17 protein-coding genes and 2 other annotated features are annotated in these 17,410 nt (G+C 46.7%); of the genes, 15 read left to right on the top strand and 2 right to left on the bottom strand.

The window, feature by feature from the left end; translation table 11 throughout:
• Positions 1-657 carry a tetratricopeptide repeat protein gene (locus KNQ13_RS00385; RefSeq protein ID WP_014970874.1) on the top strand — a complete coding sequence of 219 codons (657 nt, stop codon included), beginning with the start codon at positions 1-3 and terminating at the stop codon, positions 655-657.
• A gap of 46 nt (positions 658-703) precedes the next feature.
• On the opposite strand, the gene KNQ13_RS00380 is transcribed toward KNQ13_RS00385, so the two are convergent.
• Positions 704-1,252, bottom strand: coding sequence for a VOC family protein (locus KNQ13_RS00380; protein ID WP_026829931.1), 549 nt, complete (start codon positions 1,250-1,252; stop codon positions 704-706).
• Between the two features lie 92 nt (positions 1,253-1,344).
• Between KNQ13_RS00380 and recD2 the strand changes: the two genes are divergently transcribed.
• The 14 genes from recD2 (at position 1,345) to KNQ13_RS00310 (ending at position 16,015) form a co-directional block, all read left to right on the top strand.
• Positions 1,345-3,591: an SF1B family DNA helicase RecD2 gene (gene recD2 / locus KNQ13_RS00375; RefSeq protein WP_236624274.1), complete on the top strand. Its 2,247-nt coding sequence runs from the start codon at positions 1,345-1,347 to the stop codon at positions 3,589-3,591.
• A gap of 42 nt (positions 3,592-3,633) precedes the next feature.
• Positions 3,634-3,852, top strand: a binding site (T-box leader).
• A gap of 62 nt (positions 3,853-3,914) precedes the next feature.
• Positions 3,915-6,557 (top strand): alanine--tRNA ligase, encoded by a 2,643-nt coding sequence (alaS, locus tag KNQ13_RS00370; RefSeq protein ID WP_014970871.1) that lies wholly within the window; start codon positions 3,915-3,917, stop codon positions 6,555-6,557.
• A 34-nt stretch (positions 6,558-6,591) separates the two neighbouring features.
• A complete protein-coding gene (locus tag KNQ13_RS00365; protein ID WP_026829929.1) occupies positions 6,592-6,861 on the top strand; it encodes an IreB family regulatory phosphoprotein in 270 nt (89 codons plus the stop codon).
• On the top strand, positions 6,858-7,280 hold the full coding sequence (ruvX, locus tag KNQ13_RS00360; RefSeq protein ID WP_014970869.1) for a Holliday junction resolvase RuvX: 423 nt from the start codon (positions 6,858-6,860) through the stop codon (positions 7,278-7,280). The genes KNQ13_RS00365 and ruvX overlap by 4 nt, the downstream gene beginning before the upstream one ends.
• 12 nt (positions 7,281-7,292) lie before the next feature.
• On the top strand, positions 7,293-7,580 hold the full coding sequence (locus tag KNQ13_RS00355; RefSeq protein ID WP_014970868.1) for a DUF1292 domain-containing protein: 288 nt from the start codon (positions 7,293-7,295) through the stop codon (positions 7,578-7,580).
• Positions 7,564-7,860, top strand: a complete 297-nt coding sequence (locus KNQ13_RS00350) for a DUF1292 domain-containing protein (protein ID WP_236629918.1) — start codon at positions 7,564-7,566, stop codon at positions 7,858-7,860. The genes KNQ13_RS00355 and KNQ13_RS00350 overlap by 17 nt, the downstream gene beginning before the upstream one ends.
• 80 nt (positions 7,861-7,940) lie before the next feature.
• On the top strand, positions 7,941-9,089 hold the full coding sequence (mltG, locus tag KNQ13_RS00345) for an endolytic transglycosylase MltG (RefSeq protein WP_014970866.1): 1,149 nt from the start codon (positions 7,941-7,943) through the stop codon (positions 9,087-9,089).
• A gap of 72 nt (positions 9,090-9,161) precedes the next feature.
• Complete coding sequence (locus KNQ13_RS00340) at positions 9,162-9,803, top strand: O-methyltransferase (RefSeq protein WP_014970865.1); 642 nt, start codon at positions 9,162-9,164, stop codon at positions 9,801-9,803.
• Positions 9,804-9,823: 20 nt separating this feature from the next.
• Positions 9,824-10,471 (top strand): uridine kinase, encoded by a 648-nt coding sequence (gene udk / locus KNQ13_RS00335; protein WP_014970864.1) that lies wholly within the window; start codon positions 9,824-9,826, stop codon positions 10,469-10,471.
• Between the two features lie 56 nt (positions 10,472-10,527).
• Positions 10,528-11,001, top strand: a complete 474-nt coding sequence (gene greA / locus KNQ13_RS00330) for a transcription elongation factor GreA (RefSeq protein ID WP_014970863.1) — start codon at positions 10,528-10,530, stop codon at positions 10,999-11,001.
• Between the two features lie 57 nt (positions 11,002-11,058).
• A complete protein-coding gene (mtnN, locus tag KNQ13_RS00325; protein ID WP_026829928.1) occupies positions 11,059-11,766 on the top strand; it encodes a 5'-methylthioadenosine/S-adenosylhomocysteine nucleosidase in 708 nt (235 codons plus the stop codon).
• A gap of 109 nt (positions 11,767-11,875) precedes the next feature.
• On the top strand, positions 11,876-12,820 hold the full coding sequence (locus KNQ13_RS00320) for a beta-ketoacyl-ACP synthase III (protein ID WP_026829927.1): 945 nt from the start codon (positions 11,876-11,878) through the stop codon (positions 12,818-12,820).
• Between the two features lie 7 nt (positions 12,821-12,827).
• Entirely contained in the window at positions 12,828-14,066 is a 1,239-nt protein-coding gene (gene fabF, locus KNQ13_RS00315) for a beta-ketoacyl-ACP synthase II (protein ID WP_026829926.1), read from the top strand.
• 302 nt (positions 14,067-14,368) lie between these two features.
• Positions 14,369-16,015, top strand: a complete 1,647-nt coding sequence (locus tag KNQ13_RS00310) for a peptide ABC transporter substrate-binding protein (protein ID WP_026829925.1) — start codon at positions 14,369-14,371, stop codon at positions 16,013-16,015.
• 111 nt (positions 16,016-16,126) lie between these two features.
• On the opposite strand, the gene trpS is transcribed toward KNQ13_RS00310, so the two are convergent.
• The gene (gene trpS, locus KNQ13_RS00305; RefSeq protein ID WP_026829924.1) at positions 16,127-17,128 is read right to left on the bottom strand and encodes a tryptophan--tRNA ligase; all 1,002 of its coding nucleotides are present in this window, start codon (positions 17,126-17,128) and stop codon (positions 16,127-16,129) included.
• A 53-nt stretch (positions 17,129-17,181) separates the two neighbouring features.
• Positions 17,182-17,386 (bottom strand) — a binding site (T-box leader).
• Positions 17,387-17,410 lie beyond the last annotated feature (24 nt).

Raw genomic sequence — 17,410 nt, 5'->3', positions numbered from 1 at the left:
ATGAACTATAATGAAGTAGGTTTTAGACATCTGGAGTCCGGTAACTATGAATTGGCTGCCCAGGCCTTTAACGATGCAATCGAAGCACAACCAAACGATCCGACGGCCTATGTCAATCTGGGCACATTACTCCAATCGATGGATGATGCAGACCGCGCTCTTCGGTTTTATGAAAAGGCATTGACGATCGATTCGACGTTTGCCAGTGCCCATTATGCAAAAGGGGCCTTGTTTTTCGCGGCAGATCAACTCGTCGAAGCGGAAGAATCGTTACGACTTGCGTTATTGCATGGACTAGACGATGCCGATTTACACTTCATGCTCGGACTGACGTACCAAAAGTTAGGTGATCCGATTCGAGGAATTCCCCGTCTGAAACAGGCAACGGAATTGAACGGCGTTGATGTCGAAATCGCCTTCCAGTACGGATTGGCGCTCGCCCAAAACGAACAGATCGAAGAAGCAGCAGAAATCTTCGAGCAGGTGCTATTGCTGGAAGAGACGCATACGGATGCACGTTACAATTATGCGATTGCACTCGCCTTCTTAGGAGAGCAAGAAGCGTGTTATACCGAACTTGAAACCGTCCTTGCGTATCAACCGAATCATACGTTGGCACAAGATGCGAAAACGAAGATGGATGCGTTATTAAAATAAGAAAACTCGCCGTTCCCGATGATAATCGGAAAAACGGCGAGTTTTTTTAGTGCCCGACTTCTCGGATGACACGTAACGAAGGGCCAGAAAAATTTTCGTACGCTTCGTCCATGTTTTTGGTGTACAATTCGATGACGTTCTGTTCGGTATCTTTGAAATAAGCAGAATACTCTTTGTCGTTTGAGGTTTCTTGTTCGTCCCACTCGCGAATCTTGACGGCAATCGAAGCTGTACGTAAAAATTCGAGTGCCTCGTCAAATTTGTCTTTTTCGACATAAAAGGCGCAGTGGACATGCATGCCCCCTTCATCATATAGACTGTCCCATTCCGTGACGGGAAGTCGTTTGACTGTCCGCTCTTCCATCGTGAAGTCACGTTTGAGCCAAAGACCAAGGCGGGTGTTCCCACCGATGTAGAGCCAAGTCGCCCAGACACCGTCAGTTTTGGCTTGCTCCTGACTGGGTTCAGCATCCTCTGGCGCCCACTGTTCGACGATTGGAATCCCAAGTGTTTTATTCCAAAAGGCGACAGCACGTTCCATATCCTCAACTTCTAATACTAATTCACATAATCCGGCAATCGGCAAACGTCCCATTATCCGTTCCTCCTATCAAAAATTAATTCAAGGTACGTTTCCCTCATTTAAAATCGACTAAACGAATGCTATGATAATGGCAGAGAACTGGAGTGAAGAAAGTAGGTGGAGCGATGGAGCACCCCCATCATGTAGTAGGTCGAGTCAAACGTGTGCTGTTTTCCTCCGAAGAAGAGGCCCATTCGATCGTTTTGATCACAATCAAAGAAAAAAACTTTGAATTAAAAGAAACAGAACTGGTCGTCACGGGAACAGGCGTCGGGATTGAACTGGGTGGAACGTATCAAGCGTTTGGACGGTTGATCGACCATCCCCGATTCGGCAAACAATTAAAAGCAGAGCTGATTCGCCGGTCGGTCCCGATGACGAAACACGCGGCAGTCCGTTTTTTGACAAATGGTTCGTTTACCGGCATTGGTCCGAAAACAGCGAAAAATATCGTCGACGCCTTAGGTGAGGACGCGATTGATGTCATCCTAAAAGACGGCAAGGCACTGGACCGGGTGCCGGGTCTCAAACAAAAACAGGCCGATGTGATTTTTAGCCGACTGGCCACGTTGTATGGGGTCGATCAATTGATGCTCTTTTTAGCCCCGTTTGACGTCACCCCAAAACTAGCGGCGAAGATTTATGCCGCTTACGAAGGAGACGCGATGGCACGAATTCGTGAAAATCCGTATTCCTTGATGTATGAAGTCAGTGGAATCGGGTTTAAGACAGCGGATCAGATTGCCTCGCATCTTGGTCTCGTCGGTTTACATCCGGAACGGGTCGCAGCTTCCATCATGCATATTCTAGAGCAAGAGGCAGCGGAAGGTCATGCCTTCGCGACGGTCGAATCCTTGTTGCAGCGGGCACCCCGTCTACTAGGGGAAGACCCGGGCGAACGGCTCGAACAAGCCATCGAATTATTATTGACGGAAGATAAGGTCAAACTCGAAGAGGGTTGTTTGTACTTACCGACGATTTTTTACGCCGAAGTCCGGGCCGCAAAGGAGTTGGCCCGCGTCATGGCGAATGGCTCGGAACAAGAAGTCGATGTCGCAACAATCTTGTCGGCGATTGGTCAACTGGAGGAACGTTTCGGAATGGAATATGCCGTCCAACAGCGCGAGGCGATCGAACTCGCGGTTAAAGCCCCGTTGATGGTGTTGACAGGTGGTCCGGGTACCGGAAAGACGACAGTCATCAAAGGAATCCTGCACGCGTTACAGGAGATTCATGACTGGCCACTTGAAAAAAGCCAGGTCAAATCAGGTGAGGTCTATCCGTATGTCCTCGTCGCGCCGACCGGACGAGCGGCGAAACGTCTGTCCGAGGCGACGGACGTTCCGGCGATGACGATCCACCGTCTCTTGAAATATGATGGAACGAACTTTCAATTAAACGAAGATCAACCGATCACAGGAAAGGTGTTGATCATCGATGAATCATCGATGATCGATATTTATCTGTTATCAAGTTTATTACGGGCTGTGCCAAACGGGATGAAGATTCTATTTGTCGGGGACCGCGATCAGTTACCATCGGTCGGACCTGGACAAGTCTTGGCGGATTTGATGGATACGGACGGGATTCCGGTCGTCCGGTTAAATGTCGTCCATCGGCAAGCCGAGGATTCGTCGATCCTTCGTCTGGCCCATGATTTAAAAAATCGGGTGACGTCAGCCGACCTGCTTGCCCCCTTATCGGATCGTCGTTTTTATTCGCTGGCGCCACAAGAGTCGTTACGCGGCATCGCGGCATTCGCAGAAAAAGCGCTTGCGAAAGGCTACTCGAAGTTCGATGTCCAAATTTTAGCGCCGACCTACCGGGGACAAGTCGGGATTGACGAACTGAACATCGTCCTCCAACAAGTCTATAATCCGGAAGCGCCAAAGAAACGGGAAGTCAAACAGGGGACACGGATTTACCGGAGCGGTGATAAGATTCTCCAGCTCGTCAATAATGCGGAAGAAAACGTCTATAACGGAGATATCGGCGAAATCGTCAATATCTTTTTTGCGAAAGAAAACGTCGATAAGGTCGATAAGATCATCGCTCGTTTTGATCAGACGGAAGTCGAATACAACCGGAGTGACTGGGATCAGTTCACACATGCCTATGCGATTACGATCCATAAAGCGCAAGGGTCGGAATTTCCAATCGTCTTGATGCCTGTTTTCTTCACAGGTGCCTTCAAACATTCTCGGAATCTGATTTATACGGCTGTGACCCGTGCGAAAGCGAGTTTATTGTTGTTTGGTGATCCACGCGCCTTTTACAAAGCGTCGCAGGAGGAAGAACCACGTCGACGGACCCGGCTGATTGAACGGCTGGGCGGGATGACAAAGACTTGACTGGATGCGTCAGATAGGTAATAATCACGGTAGATGAATGGACGCAAAACGTTGATGGAAGTTAAGTAAGACGAATTGTTCATGTACCAGAGAGAGATGGGATTGCTGCAACCATCTCCATGACGATTCGTCCGAAGCTCCTTCCGGAGTCGAGTGCAAACACTTGCGGGTAATCTCCGTTATTGGATTTTTCGAGGTGAAGAGAGGAACTGTCTTTACGAACGAGGGTGGTACCACGAGAGCGATGCTTTCGTCCCTTTTCAGGGATGAATGTATCGTTTTTTTGCGTTCAGGACAAACTAATCAATTCGGGGGTATTTTCGATGAAACCATTAAAACCATTGACAGGTGCACAAATCCGTCAGATGTATCTCGATTTTTTCCAATCAAAAGGACATGCAATCGAGCCAAGCGCGTCGCTCGTCCCGATTGAAGATCCAACATTACTTTGGATCAACTCAGGTGTCGCGACCTTAAAAAAATATTTTGATGGACGTGTCATTCCAGAGAATCCACGAATCGTCAATGCTCAAAAATCGATTCGGACGAATGATATCGAAAACGTCGGAAAAACAGCCCGTCACCATACGTTTTTCGAGATGCTCGGAAACTTTTCTGTCGGCGATTATTTCCGGGAAGATGCCATCAAATGGGGCTGGGAACTGTTGACGAGTGACGACTGGTACGGACTCGATCCGGAACGTCTTTCCGTGACGATTCATCCGGAAGACGATGCTGCTCGTCAGATTTGGCTCGAACTGGGTGTACCAGCTGAACGCATCATTCCGCTAGAAGATAACTTCTGGGAAATCGGAGAAGGTCCATCCGGTCCGAATACGGAGATTTTCTTTGACCGTGGACCGGCATTTGGCGACGATCCAAACGATTCCGAATTGTATCCGGGTGGCGAAAACGAACGGTACCTTGAAATTTGGAACATCGTCTTCAGTCAGTACAACCATGACGGACATGGCAACTATACAGAATTACCACGGAAAAACATCGATACAGGGATGGGACTCGAACGGATGGCAAGCGTCATGCAGGATGTGCCAACAAACTTCGATACGGACTTGTTCATGCCGATCATCCACAAAACAGAAGCACTCAGTGGGAAAACGTATCGGGAAGATGCGAAACTCGATGTTGCGTTTAAAGTCATCGCCGACCACATCCGGACAGTAGCCTTCGCGATTGGAGATGGGGCATTGCCTTCAAATGAAGGACGTGGTTATGTCTTACGCCGTTTGCTGCGTCGTGCCGTCCGTTATGCGAAGATGCTTGGCATCGAACGTCCGTTCATGCATGAACTCGTTGATACGGTCGGGAGTGTCATGGTGGACTTCTATCCACAAGTACCGGAGAAAGCAGACTTCATCAAACGTGTCATCAAAAACGAAGAAGAGCGGTTCCATGAGACGTTACATGATGGTCTGGCCATCTTGAATACAGTGGCACAAACGGCTAAAAGTAATGGCGAACATACAATCAGTGGCGAAGATGCATTCCGTCTGTATGATACGTATGGTTTCCCGCTCGAGCTGACGGTCGAATACGCAGAAGATCACCAGATGTCGGTAGATGAAGAAGGTTTCAAACGGGCGATGGATGAACAACGGAAGCGTGCCCGTGCTGCCCGTGAAGATGGTGGTTCGATGCAGCAACAATCGGAAGTCCTCGCGACGTTAACCGTTCCGAGCCAATTCATTGGTTATACGGACCTTGAGACGGATGCGAAAATCATTGCGTTGCTGCATGATGGAGAGCGAGTGACAGAAGTCGCTGCAGGAGAAGAAGCACAACTCTTATTAGATATCACACCGTTTTATGCGGAGAGTGGTGGAGAAGTCGCGGATACAGGAACCATCGTCGGTGCAGACTTTGTACTGGATGTCAAAGATGTTCAAAAAGCACCAAATGGACAAAACTTGCATACGGTCGTCGTCCGGACGGGGATTGCGTTGGCTGATGCGACGGTCCGGGCAACGGTCGAAGCCTCATCACGTCAAGCAATCACAAAAAACCACACAGCGACACACTTGTTGCATAAAGCCTTGAAGGATACGCTTGGTACACATGTTAATCAAGCGGGTTCGCTTGTATCAGCGGAACGTCTTCGTTTTGATTTCTCGCATTTTGGTGCAGTGACGGCAGAAGAATTAACGACGATCGAACAAGATGTCAACCAAGCCATCTGGGCATCACTCGCTGTTGAAATCGAAGAGATGAATATTGCTGATGCCAAAGCAAAAGGTGCAATGGCGTTGTTTGGCGAAAAATATGGTGAAACAGTCCGTGTCGTTTCGGCGGGAACGTATTCGATCGAATTATGTGGTGGAATTCATGTCAAGAATACAGCAGAAATTGGTCTGTTCAAGATTGTTTCTGAGTCCGGTATCGGTGCTGGGACACGACGGATCGAAGCGGTCACAGGTGCAGGTGCGTATCACGTCATGAACGGTCACTTGCAGACACTCGAGCAGGCGGCACGTGTGTTGAAAACGAAAACAGCGGAAGTGCCAGGACGGATCGAAGCGCTCCAACTCCAACTTCGTGAAACGGAACGCACAAACGAATCATTACAAGCGAAGTTGTCGAACATCGAAGCGGCGTCACTCAAAGACGATGTTGAACAAATCAATGGCGTCCAAGTCCTTGCTAAACAAGTCGACGTCCAAGACATGGACGCTCTCCGTGGCATGATGGACGAACTAAAAGGTAGCCTTGGTTCAGCAATCATCGTTCTTGGAAGTGCCCAAGGCGATAAGGTCAATCTCGTTGCGAGTGTCTCAAAAGACTTGATCGATCAGGGATATCACGCAGGTAAACTGATCAAGGAAGTCGCAACACGTTGCGGCGGTGGCGGTGGCGGCCGTCCGGATATGGCACAGGCGGGCGGAAAAGATCCTGCAAAATTGAACGAAGCGCTTGCGTTTACTTCACATTACGTGCAATCACTGGCATAATAGAGAAGTAGTGTAAATGAAAGAGGTGATTAACGTGAGTCAGATGGATCAAACGATGAAATTTAATTTCCCAGAAGACGATAGTAAAGCAGCGACACGTGAAGTGTTGTTGACGGTCTATCATGCTTTAGAAGAAAAAGGCTATCATCCGATCAACCAGATCGTCGGATATCTTCTTTCCGGGGATCCTGCTTACATTCCTCGTCATAACGATGCACGTAATATGATCCGAAAGATTGAACGTGATGAACTACTAGAAGAACTCGTGAAATCTTATTTATCGGAGAGTGGAGACAAAAAATGAAGCGTGCGATCGGGCTTGATGTCGGTTCAAAGACGATTGGTGTTGCGGTAAGTGATTTGATGGGCTGGACGGCACAAGGTATCGAGACCATCAAATGGACGGAGCCGGACTATCCTGTCGCCTTTAAACGGCTCGAGGCAATTATTAAGGAGTACGGTGTCGAAATCATCGTCATCGGACATCCTAAAAACATGAATGGGTCGATTGGACCGCGAGCAGAGGCCAGTGAAGCGTTTGCGCGTGAAATCGAGGCGCATACTGGTCTTGCGAGCGTCCTCGTCGACGAAAGACTGACGACGATGCAGGCAGAACGTATGCTGATTGATGCAGATGTCAGTCGGAAAAAACGGAAACTCGTCATCGATAAGATGGCGGCAGTCATGATCCTGCAATCTTATTTGGATCGGGCAAATCGATAAGGAGGAAATGAGATGTCGGAAGAAAAACGGCAGTATCTCTTTCCTGATGAAGACGGTGGCGAACATCTTTTCGAAGAGTGGTACCGTTATGTCAGTGAACGAACCGGTAAAACGTATCTATTTCTTGAAATGATCGGTCACCCGGAAGAAGGTGCAGATGATTTAATCATCTGTGAAATCGACGAGTTTGGTGAAGGCGAAGACGACTTTGAGCTGAGCCTGATTGATGAAAACGATGAGCAGACTTGGGATGAACTCGAGACTGCATTAAAGGAGCGGATGAATGATGCAACAGAATGAACCAACACGGTACGTAATTCCTGATGGCGAAGGTAATGATTTTGAGTTTGCGGAACGTTTACGTTATGAAAGTCCACGTTCGAACAAAACATACATTTTCCTCGAACCAATCGGTGCGGATTATGATGAAGCAGAAGAAGTCGACATCTTTGTCTATGAACTAGACGAATATGGTGATGGAGATAACGATTTTAATCTTGTTCCGATCGCAGAAGACGATGCAGAAACATGGGATGAGATTGAAGAAGTATTCAATACATTAGAAGACGAGCTTGACTAAACCGACTCGTGCATAAGGTGATGTCGTGAGAGCAATGCTCTTTCGATGTCACCTTGTTTTAAGAGAAGAAGGAGGAACCAATGGAGAATGAATGGAAGAAAAATGCTGAAAAAGAACAGAAGCGCCGCCGGACATCGCGCCGGATTACGCTGATCATCCTTTCAGTGTTGTTCACGATTTTCTTAGTAGCAGGAGCAGCCATCTATATCTTTTTAAAGAGTTCACTTGAACCGGTCAACGAAGCAGCGACGAAGTCCGTCAAAGTCGAAATTCCGCTTGGCGCTGGAACAAGTACGATTTCAAGTCTTCTCAAAGAAAAGGATTTAATCGCTAACGAAACGATTTTCCGTTATTACGTCCGCTACAAGAATGAATCGTCATTCCAAGCAGGGACGTATACCTTGACACAAGCGATGACACCAGACGAAATCATCAATGAGTTGAAGACCGGAACAATCATGAAAGCAGCGGATGTCAAAGTAACGATTCCTGAAGGGATCACGATGGACCGACAAATTGCCATCATCGCAAAAGCGACGGGCTTTAAGGCAGATTCGATTCAAAAATCCTTGACGGATGAGGCGTATATCAAAAGTTTGATTGAAAAGTATCCGATGTTGACGGATGAAGTGACGAAAGAAGGGGTCCTCTACTCACTAGAAGGATACCTATTCCCAGCGACATATGAGTTCGACAAAGGAAAGAGTATCAATCAAATCGCAGAAACGATGTTAGACCAGATGGAAAAGATTTATGATGCGAATGCGGATGCGATCAAGAAATCGGGTATGACCTTCCATGAAGTGTTGAGTCTCGGATCAATGGTCGAGCGGGAAGCAGCGACGCCAGACGATCGTCGCGAGATTGCCGGTGTCTTCACGAATCGTCTCAACGACGGAATGAAACTCCAATCGGATCCAACGGTCTGGTACGGTACGGGAGAAAATACAGCACTGACGACGTTAAAAGATCTCGAAAACAATTCGAAATACAATACGTACAAATACGAAGGTATTCCGATTGGTCCGATTTCGACCGTCAGCGAAGATTCTATCCTCGCCGTCCTTAGTCCAAACCAGACAAAATATGTCTACTTCTTCGCACGACCACCAAGTGATAAAAATCCACGTGGTCAAATCCTCTACGAAGAAACATACGAGGAGCACCAACGAAATGTTGTCAAGTATAAACCTGAATGGGTTGAATACGAAGCAAGTAAAGAGCAGTGAACAAGGGGTTGATCGGGGACGGTATGTTCGTTCCCGGTCAACCTGTTTATGCGCAGAAGGAGTGAATTTTGAATGAATGATTTTACAGCGTATGTCGAAGGAATGATCCGGCAACGTGATCCGTTGTTGCAGGAAATGGAAACATACGCGAAAGAACACCATATTCCGATCATCGAACTGACCGGTTCAGAAGTGTTGTTATCGTTGCTGACGCTGCAGCAGCCAACACGCATTCTCGAACTCGGAACGGCGATCGGCTATAGTGCAATCCGGATGGCTCGTGCCTTACCGGACGCCCGCATCACGACGGTGGAACGAAATGCCAAACGATATGCCGAAGCGAAAATGTTCATTGAACGGTCGGATGTCGCAGATCGGATTGACATCGTTTTTGCCGATGCAGTAGAATTAGCCGAAACACTTGATCAGGAGTTTGATGCCGTATTCATCGATGCGGCCAAAGGACAGTATAAAAAATTCTTTAACGGTTATGGGCGACTAGTGCCAATAGGCGGAGTTTTATACACGGATAATCTGTTTTTGCATGGTGACGTACTCGAAACGGATCCAAAAACCTTTGACCGGAGAAGGCGGCGTCTGGTTCGTCTTGTCAAAGAGTTTACGGCATGGATGATGGAGCAAGATCAATATGATACGACGATTTTCCCACTCGGAGACGGTGTATCCGTCAGTCGGAAAGTGAAGTCGGAATGAATGATGGAGGTACGAATTCAATGCAAAAACCGGTTGTAATTGGTGTGGCTGGAGGAACAGGTTCAGGAAAGACGACGGTCGCACGTTCGCTTGTCGAAGCATTTCCAAGTGAATCCATCGTCATGATTGAGCAAGACGCTTACTATAAGGACCAAAGTGAGTTATCCATGGAAGAACGCTATCAAACGAACTATGATCATCCATTTGCCTTCGATAATGATTTGTTGATTGAACATATCAAGGAATTGCGCGAAAACCAGGCAGTCGAAAAACCGGTCTACGATTATGTCGCACATACACGAGCGGAAGAAACGATTACACTCGACCCGCGTGACGTCATCATCGTCGAAGGGATTTTAGCGCTTGAAGATGAACGTTTACGGGAATTGATGGATATTAAAGTTTTCGTCGACACGGATGCGGATGTTCGGATCCTCCGTCGTATGCAACGTGATATGAATGAGCGGGGCCGTTCGATCGACTCGGTCGTCGAACAGTATACGAAAGTCGTTCGTCCGATGCATCTTCAGTTTTGTGAACCGACAAAACGGTATGCGGATATCATCGTTCCTGAAGGCGGAGAAAATCACGTGGCAATCGATTTACTCGTCACGAAGATCCGGGCGATTCTGGATTACCGGTCGGCACTTGACGAAAGAGGATATTGATTCCAAAAAAGATGTGAATATACTATACTAGTGGAATAAAAAGGAGCGTGACAAAAATGGCAGAAAAACAGTATTATATGACGCTTGAAGGTAAAGCAAATATTGAAAGTGAATTAAACGAACTGAAGTCAGTCCGCCGAAAAGAAGTTGTCGAAAACATTAAGATTGCTCGTTCATTTGGTGACTTGTCGGAAAACGCGGAATATGATTCAGCGAAAGAAGAACAAGCGATGGTTGAAGGACGGATTGCTCAGTTGGAAGAGATGTTACGGAACGTCGCGATCATCTCAGAAGATGAAAAGGATATTTCTGTCGTTGGTATCGGAACGACGGTTACCTTCTTGATTCTCGAAGATGATGAAGAAGAAACGTACACGATCGTCGGGAGTGCGGAAGCAGATCCATTCACTGGTAAAATCTCAAACGAATCACCTATCGCCAAAAGTTTATTTGGTCACAGCGTAGGTGAAAAAGTATCCGTTCAAGCACCAGGTGGAGACTTTGCTGTCAAAATCACATCGATTAAATAAATAAGAACTGACAGGAGCCGGAGCAATCCGGTTTTCTGTTTGACTGGGGGAATAAATATGCCAATCGCAATCATCGGTGCGATGGAAGAAGAAGTCAACTTACTTCGTAATGAATTATCGGAACGAAAAGATACGGTGATCGCCAATTATCATTTTTATGAGGGATTACTGAACAGTGTACCTGTCGTCATCTTGAAGTCCGGTATTGGAAAAGTCAATGCAGCGATCGGGACGACACTATTGCTCGATCATTTCAAGCCGAGTGCCGTCATCAACACAGGATCAGCAGGCGGATTCAGAGCAGGTCTGAAAGTCGGCGATGTCGTCGTCTCGACAGAAGTCCGTCATCATGACGTTGATGTGACAGCATTTGGTTATGAGTACGGACAAGTACCAGGGATGCCTGCTGCCTACACGGCAGACCCAAAACTCATCGCGACGGCAGAAGCCGTCATCGAACGGATGGAAGCGATTCGTGTCGTACATGGTTTGATCGTGACGGGAGATTCCTTCATTCATGATACAGAACGTTCGAATGCCATCAAAACGAACTTTCCGGATGTCGCGGCAGTTGAGATGGAAGCCGCACCCATTGCGCAAGTCTGTCATCAATTCAATGTACCGTTCGTCGTGACACGTTCGATTTCGGACAGTGCCGATGAAGAAGCGTCATTATCGTTTGATGAATTTTTAGAGATTGCGTCGATCAATTCGGCGAAAATGGTCATGGAAGTCGTCCGGACGTTAACAGATTCGGAACAATAAGCGTTACCGAAAAGAAGGTTCCCTGGAAACTGGGCCTTCTTTTCTCTTTGACAAAATCAGATTAACGCTTTATATTAGTACCAGATACTAATTTTAAAGGAGCAACCATATGAATATTGGAATTGTAGGACTCGGGACCTCGTTACCCGAACGTCGCATCACCAATGATGACTTAGCGGCAACGCTTGATACAAGTGATGAATGGATCCGGACACGAACAGGAATCGGAGCACGACATATCGCGGATGAAACGACAGATGTAACGGATCTTGCAACGGAAGCGGCTCAGAAAGCATTGGCAGATGCGAACTTGACGGCAGATGACATCGGATTGATCGTAGTCGGAACGGCAACGGGACGTGCGTTTCCTTCGACGGCCTGTATCGTCCAAGACCGAATCGGTGCGTTAGGCGCAACAGCCTTTGATATCAGCGCGGCTTGCAGCGGATTTATTTTTGCATTACAAACGGCAGCGAGTATGATGGCGGCGACAACGTCAAAATACGCCCTCGTCATCGGAGCAGAAAAGATGTCGAGTATCGTCGACTGGTCAGACCGATCGACCGCGATTCTGTTCGGGGATGGGGCCGGAGCAGTTGTACTCGGTCCGACAGAACAACAGGGCTTAAATGCCTTTGAGCTTGGAACAGATGGTCGAGGGGCACATCTTCTCTTTAAAGAGTTAGATGGTCCAATTGAAATGAATGGTCGGGAAGTTTTTAAGTTTGCGGTACGGAAATTACCGGACATCGTCGAAAAAGTCATTCATAAAGCAAACGGATCACTCGCAGAACTCGATTTGTTGATTCCGCATCAAGCGAACTTACGGATTATCGATGCGGCACGTGAACGGTTAGGGATTGAGGAACAGAAAGTCATCGTGACGATTGATGAACATGCCAATACATCTGCTGCATCGATTCCATTGGCATTGGAAGAAGCGCGTCGACAAGGACGGCTTCAACCAGGGACGACACTCGTCCTGGCTGGATTTGGTGCTGGATTGACCTGGGGAGCAGCTTATATTACTTGGACTAAAGGGGAGAACACATAAAATGATGATGATGAGAAAACGTGTAGTAGTAACCGGTATGGGCGCATTAACACCAATTGGAAATGATGTCGAGACATTTTGGCAGGCATTAAAAGCAGGAGAAAATGGGATTCGTCCAATGGAACGGTTGGATATCGATGAATACCCAACAAAAGTGACGGGTGAATTACAGGGGTTTGAGATTACGGAATTCATCGAAGCGAAAGAGGCGCGCAAGATGGATCGGTTTGTCCATTATTCGCTTGTTGCGAGTATGGAAGCCGTCAAGGATGCAGGTCTTGACGTCAGAGCAAATGCAGAACGGATCGGTGTCTGGATCGGATCTGGAATTGGCGGAGTCGAGACGATTGAAAAACAGGCAAAGATTTATTTTGAACGCGGGCATCGTCGTGTCAGCCCGTTCTTCATTCCGATGATGATTCCGAACATGGCAAGCGGACAAGTCTCGATTTATACAGGAGCAAAAGGCCCGAATAACTGTTCGGTCACAGCCTGTGCTTCAGGAACAAATGCGATTGGGGAAGCATTACGTGTCATCGAGCGGGGAGATGCGGATGTGATGATTGCCGGTGGAGCGGAAGCACCGATCACAAATCTATCGTTTGCTGGTTTTTGCGCCAATAAAGCGATGTCGACGAATCATGATCCGAATACAGCCAGCCGTCCCTTCGATGAAGGACGTGACGGGTTCGTCATGGGCGAAGGGGCTGGAATCTTAGTTCTTGAAGAATATGAGCATGCGATGGCTCGTGGAGCAACGATTTATGCAGAAGTCAGTGGATACGGTTTGACGGCAGATGCTTACCATATCACGGCACCAGACCCGGATGGTGACGGAGGAGCGCGCGCAATGGCGATGGCGATTCAAGATGCCGGTATCGAACCGCTGGCCGTTCAGTACATCAATGCGCACGGCACGAGTACACCGATGAATGACGTGCTTGAAACAAAGGCGATTCATACGGTATTTGGAGAACATGCTAAAAAACTAGCAATCAATTCGACAAAATCGATGATTGGTCACTTGCTTGGTGCAGCTGGTGGTGTTGAAGCGATTGCGGCGATTAAATCACTTCAAGAGCAAACCGTCCATCCGACGATTCACCTGGAACAACCAAGTGAAGGTTGTGATCTTGATTACGTACGTGAAGGAAGCCGGGCATGGGAACTTGAATATGCCCTCAGTAACTCGTTGGGATTTGGTGGACATAATGCTTCACTCGTCTTCAAACGGTATCATGCATAAGATCAAAAAAGCGATTTTAACGGTTCAGTCGACCGTTAAAATCGCTTTTTTTTAGTTATTTTTTTAATCAAACAGGGGTATGAAATCTTTAAAAAAATACAAAATAAAAATGAACTACCAGCTGTTTTTGATGTCGCTTTGAAAAAATATTTAGAAAAATCGGATAAAAGCTTTGCAAAATTATCAGAACATTGTAAACTATTTGTAACGAAGGGTTTTGTTCGAATAGAAATAACGACTTTTTTTTTCGTTCAAAAACCTCAGATTGCTAGCTTTGGAAATTTTAGGGGGGTCATCGTATCATGAAAAAGAAAAGTTTTGCTCTGGCTACATCTGTAGCTCTCGTTTCAAGCGCGTTCCTCGCAGCTTGTTCGACGACGGATTCAAATGACACATCATCGGGCGATAAGAGTTCGGACAAGAAATCAAGTGAGCAGACGCTAAACTTGATCGAAAGTGCTGATATTCCGACACTTAACCCAACAACTTCTACGGATGCCGTGTCGTTCAATGTCTTGAACAACACGATGGAAGGTCTTTATCGTTTGGATGACAAGCAACAACCAACACCAGGTATTGCAGAAAGTCATACGGTTTCAGACGATAAGTTGACGTACACATTCAAGCTACGTGATGCAAAATGGTCGGATGGTACACCAATCACTGCTAAAGATTTCGAATTTGCGTGGAAAGAAGTTCTGAACCCAGAAAACGCTTCTCAATATGCATACGTCTTCTACAACATCGATGGTGCTGAAGAATACAACACGAAAAAAGGCGAGCGTGATGCAGTTGGCGTCAAAGCTGTCGACGATAAAACATTCGAAGTGAAATTGAAAGCACCAGCTGACTACTTCCTTGGTTTAACTGGATTCGGTCCATTCATGCCGAAATCAGAAGAACTTTCGAAAAAAATCGGCAAGGACTTCGGTTCAACTGCAGATAAATCACTTTACAACGGACCATTCAAGTTAACAGAGTGGACACGCGAACAAGGCTGGAAAATGGTCAAAAACGATAACTACTGGGATAAAGACAACGTCAAGTTGAACACAATTAACGTCAAAGTCGTTAAAGAAACATCAACTGCCGTTAACCTTTACGAAAAAGGTGACATCGACCGTGCTGGTCTTTCATCAGAGTTCGTTGCTCAGTATCAAGATAACGAAGAGTTCAAGACTAAAGGCGAGTCAACAATCTTCTACCTTTACTTGAACACGAAAGTCAAAGCATTAAACAACGAAAAAATCCGTCGTGCCATCGACATGGGTTACAACAAAAAAGGGATCACGGACGTCATCTTGGCGAACGGTTCAATCCCTGCCAACTTCTTAGTACCAAAAGACTTCGCGAAGGATGCTGACGGAAAAGACTTCCGTGAAAAGTACCCGACATTCAATGAGTACAATGCAGACGAAGCGAAAAAACTATGGGAAGAGGGCTTAAAAGAAATCGGTCAAAAATCGGTTGAACTCGAGCTTCTTAACTACGATAGTGATGACGCGAAGAAAATCGGTGAGTTCTTGAAAGGTGAGCTTGAGAAAAACCTTCCAGGCATGAAAGTCACGATCAAGCAACAACCGTTCAAAAACAAGCTGGATCTCGAAAACAAAGGCGACTTTGAATTCTCATTCGCCGGCTGGGGTCCTGACTACCAAGATCCAATGACGTTCCTCGATCTCTTCTTGACTGACGGACCATACAACCGTGGTAAGTGGTCGGATAAAGAGTACGACAAACTCATCAACGATGCGAAAACACAAACAGATGCAACAAAACGTTGGTCTGAGCTTCAAGAAGCAGAGAAAATCCTTCTTGATTCTGCAGCCATCTCGCCTGTGTATCAGCGTGGACGTGCATTCATGGTTAAACCATATGTCAAAGGAGTTGTCGAACATAACTTCGGCGCAGACTTCTCGTACAAATGGGCTTCAATCGAAGGAAAATAAGAGTGTTAAGCGTTCCCGTCAATGGGAACGCTTTTTTTGTTGAGCAAATCAAAAAAACTCTCTTCTTGGAAAACAAGAAGAGAGGGAAGGATCGTAAAAAAACAGATAGAATTATTTTTTAACTTTTGCCCGTTTGCGTTGAAGACCCATTGCTTTTTCGACTTTTGCGAGTTTACGGGAAGCAACGAGGTCCGCCTTATCCCGTCCTTGATCTAAAATCAGGTCGAGTTCTTCCGAGTCAATCAAGTCATAGTATCGCTGCTGGATTGGTTCGAGTTCAGCCACGATAACTTCCGCAACATCTGCTTTGAAGACACCATAGTTCAATCCGTCATACTTCGCTTCCAACTCTTTGATTGGGATGTCGGCGAGTAATGAATAAATCTCAAGCAGGTTCGAGACACCTGGCTTTTGTTCCCGATCGAATCGAACGATGCCTTCCGAGTCGGTCACGGCAGATTTGATTTTTTTGCGGATGACGTCCGGTGCATCAAGCATCGAGATGTAGCCTTTTGGATTCGTATCGGTTTTGGACATCTTTTTCTCAGGTGTCGTCAAGCTCATGATACGGGCACCTGTCTCAGCGATGACCGGCTCCGGCATTTTAAACGTCTCATAGTAACGACTGTTGAAACGTTGTGCCAAGTCTCGTGTCAACTCGATGTGTTGTTTTTGATCGTCGCCAACGGGAACAAGTTCCGCGTCGTACAAGAGGATATCAGCTGCCATCAAGGTCGGATAAACAAATAATCCCGCACCGATCCGGTCTTTACCTTGCGACTTGTCTTTATATTGTGTCATCCGTTCCAGTTCACCCATACCGGAGAGGCATGTCAGCATCCAACCGAGTTGAGCGTGTGCTTTAACTTCCGACTGGACAAAAATCGTTGCTTTCTCTGGGTCGAGCCCGCTTGCGATATAGAGGGCAGCGAGTGCACGTGTGTTGTTCATCAATTCAACCCGGTCAATCTCGACCGTAATCGAATGAAGATCGACGATACAATAATAAGCGTCATGTTCGTCCTGTAAATTGACGAAATGTTTCATTGCTCCGATGTAGTTACCAAGTGTCACCGTACCAGTTGGTTTGATGCCTGAAAAAATCGTTTTCATGTGAATTCCTCCAAAAATTGAGATAAAAAAAGATGACTCGTCCCTTGAATAATTCAAGGGACGAGTCATCGCGTTGCCACCCAAGTTGCTAGAAAACTAGCCGCTCATTTGCTGTAACGGGCAAACCCGTCTGATTCTACATCATTTCGAATCAGCCACTCCGAAGTCCATTCGATCCGCGTCGACTATCCATTTCCACCATCCATGGACTCTCTATAAGTGACTGCCGGATTTACTACTCTTCTTCTCTGTGTTCTCATATATCGTTCCTCTTACTTTACC

Origin of the sequence: Exiguobacterium sp. s128 (genome assembly GCF_018618815.1) — a bacterium.
Classification (GTDB): Bacteria; Bacillota; Bacilli; order Exiguobacteriales; family Exiguobacteriaceae; genus Exiguobacterium_A; species Exiguobacterium_A antarcticum.
The sequence above is the reverse complement of the archived record's forward strand: the minus strand, read 5'-3'. Positions and strand labels throughout refer to the sequence as shown.

Bases quoted from the DNA above. Each gene is read 5' to 3' on its own strand.
- KNQ13_RS00385 (WP_014970874.1), top strand. From the start codon at position 1: ATGAACTATAATGAAGTAGGTTTTAGACATCTGGAGTCCGGTAACTAT.
- KNQ13_RS00380 (WP_026829931.1), bottom strand. From the start codon at position 1,252: ATGGGACGTTTGCCGATTGCCGGATTATGTGAATTAGTATTAGAAGTT.
- alaS (WP_014970871.1), top strand. From the start codon at position 3,915: ATGAAACCATTAAAACCATTGACAGGTGCACAAATCCGTCAGATGTAT.
- ruvX (WP_014970869.1), top strand. From the start codon at position 6,858: ATGAAGCGTGCGATCGGGCTTGATGTCGGTTCAAAGACGATTGGTGTT.
- KNQ13_RS00355 (WP_014970868.1), top strand. From the start codon at position 7,293: ATGTCGGAAGAAAAACGGCAGTATCTCTTTCCTGATGAAGACGGTGGC.
- KNQ13_RS00350 (WP_236629918.1), top strand. From the start codon at position 7,564: ATGATGCAACAGAATGAACCAACACGGTACGTAATTCCTGATGGCGAA.
- mltG (WP_014970866.1), top strand. From the start codon at position 7,941: ATGGAGAATGAATGGAAGAAAAATGCTGAAAAAGAACAGAAGCGCCGC.
- KNQ13_RS00340 (WP_014970865.1), top strand. From the start codon at position 9,162: ATGAATGATTTTACAGCGTATGTCGAAGGAATGATCCGGCAACGTGAT.
- udk (WP_014970864.1), top strand. From the start codon at position 9,824: ATGCAAAAACCGGTTGTAATTGGTGTGGCTGGAGGAACAGGTTCAGGA.
- greA (WP_014970863.1), top strand. From the start codon at position 10,528: ATGGCAGAAAAACAGTATTATATGACGCTTGAAGGTAAAGCAAATATT.
- mtnN (WP_026829928.1), top strand. From the start codon at position 11,059: ATGCCAATCGCAATCATCGGTGCGATGGAAGAAGAAGTCAACTTACTT.
- KNQ13_RS00320 (WP_026829927.1), top strand. From the start codon at position 11,876: ATGAATATTGGAATTGTAGGACTCGGGACCTCGTTACCCGAACGTCGC.
- fabF (WP_026829926.1), top strand. From the start codon at position 12,828: ATGATGAGAAAACGTGTAGTAGTAACCGGTATGGGCGCATTAACACCA.
- KNQ13_RS00310 (WP_026829925.1), top strand. From the start codon at position 14,369: ATGAAAAAGAAAAGTTTTGCTCTGGCTACATCTGTAGCTCTCGTTTCA.
- trpS (WP_026829924.1), bottom strand. From the start codon at position 17,128: ATGAAAACGATTTTTTCAGGCATCAAACCAACTGGTACGGTGACACTT.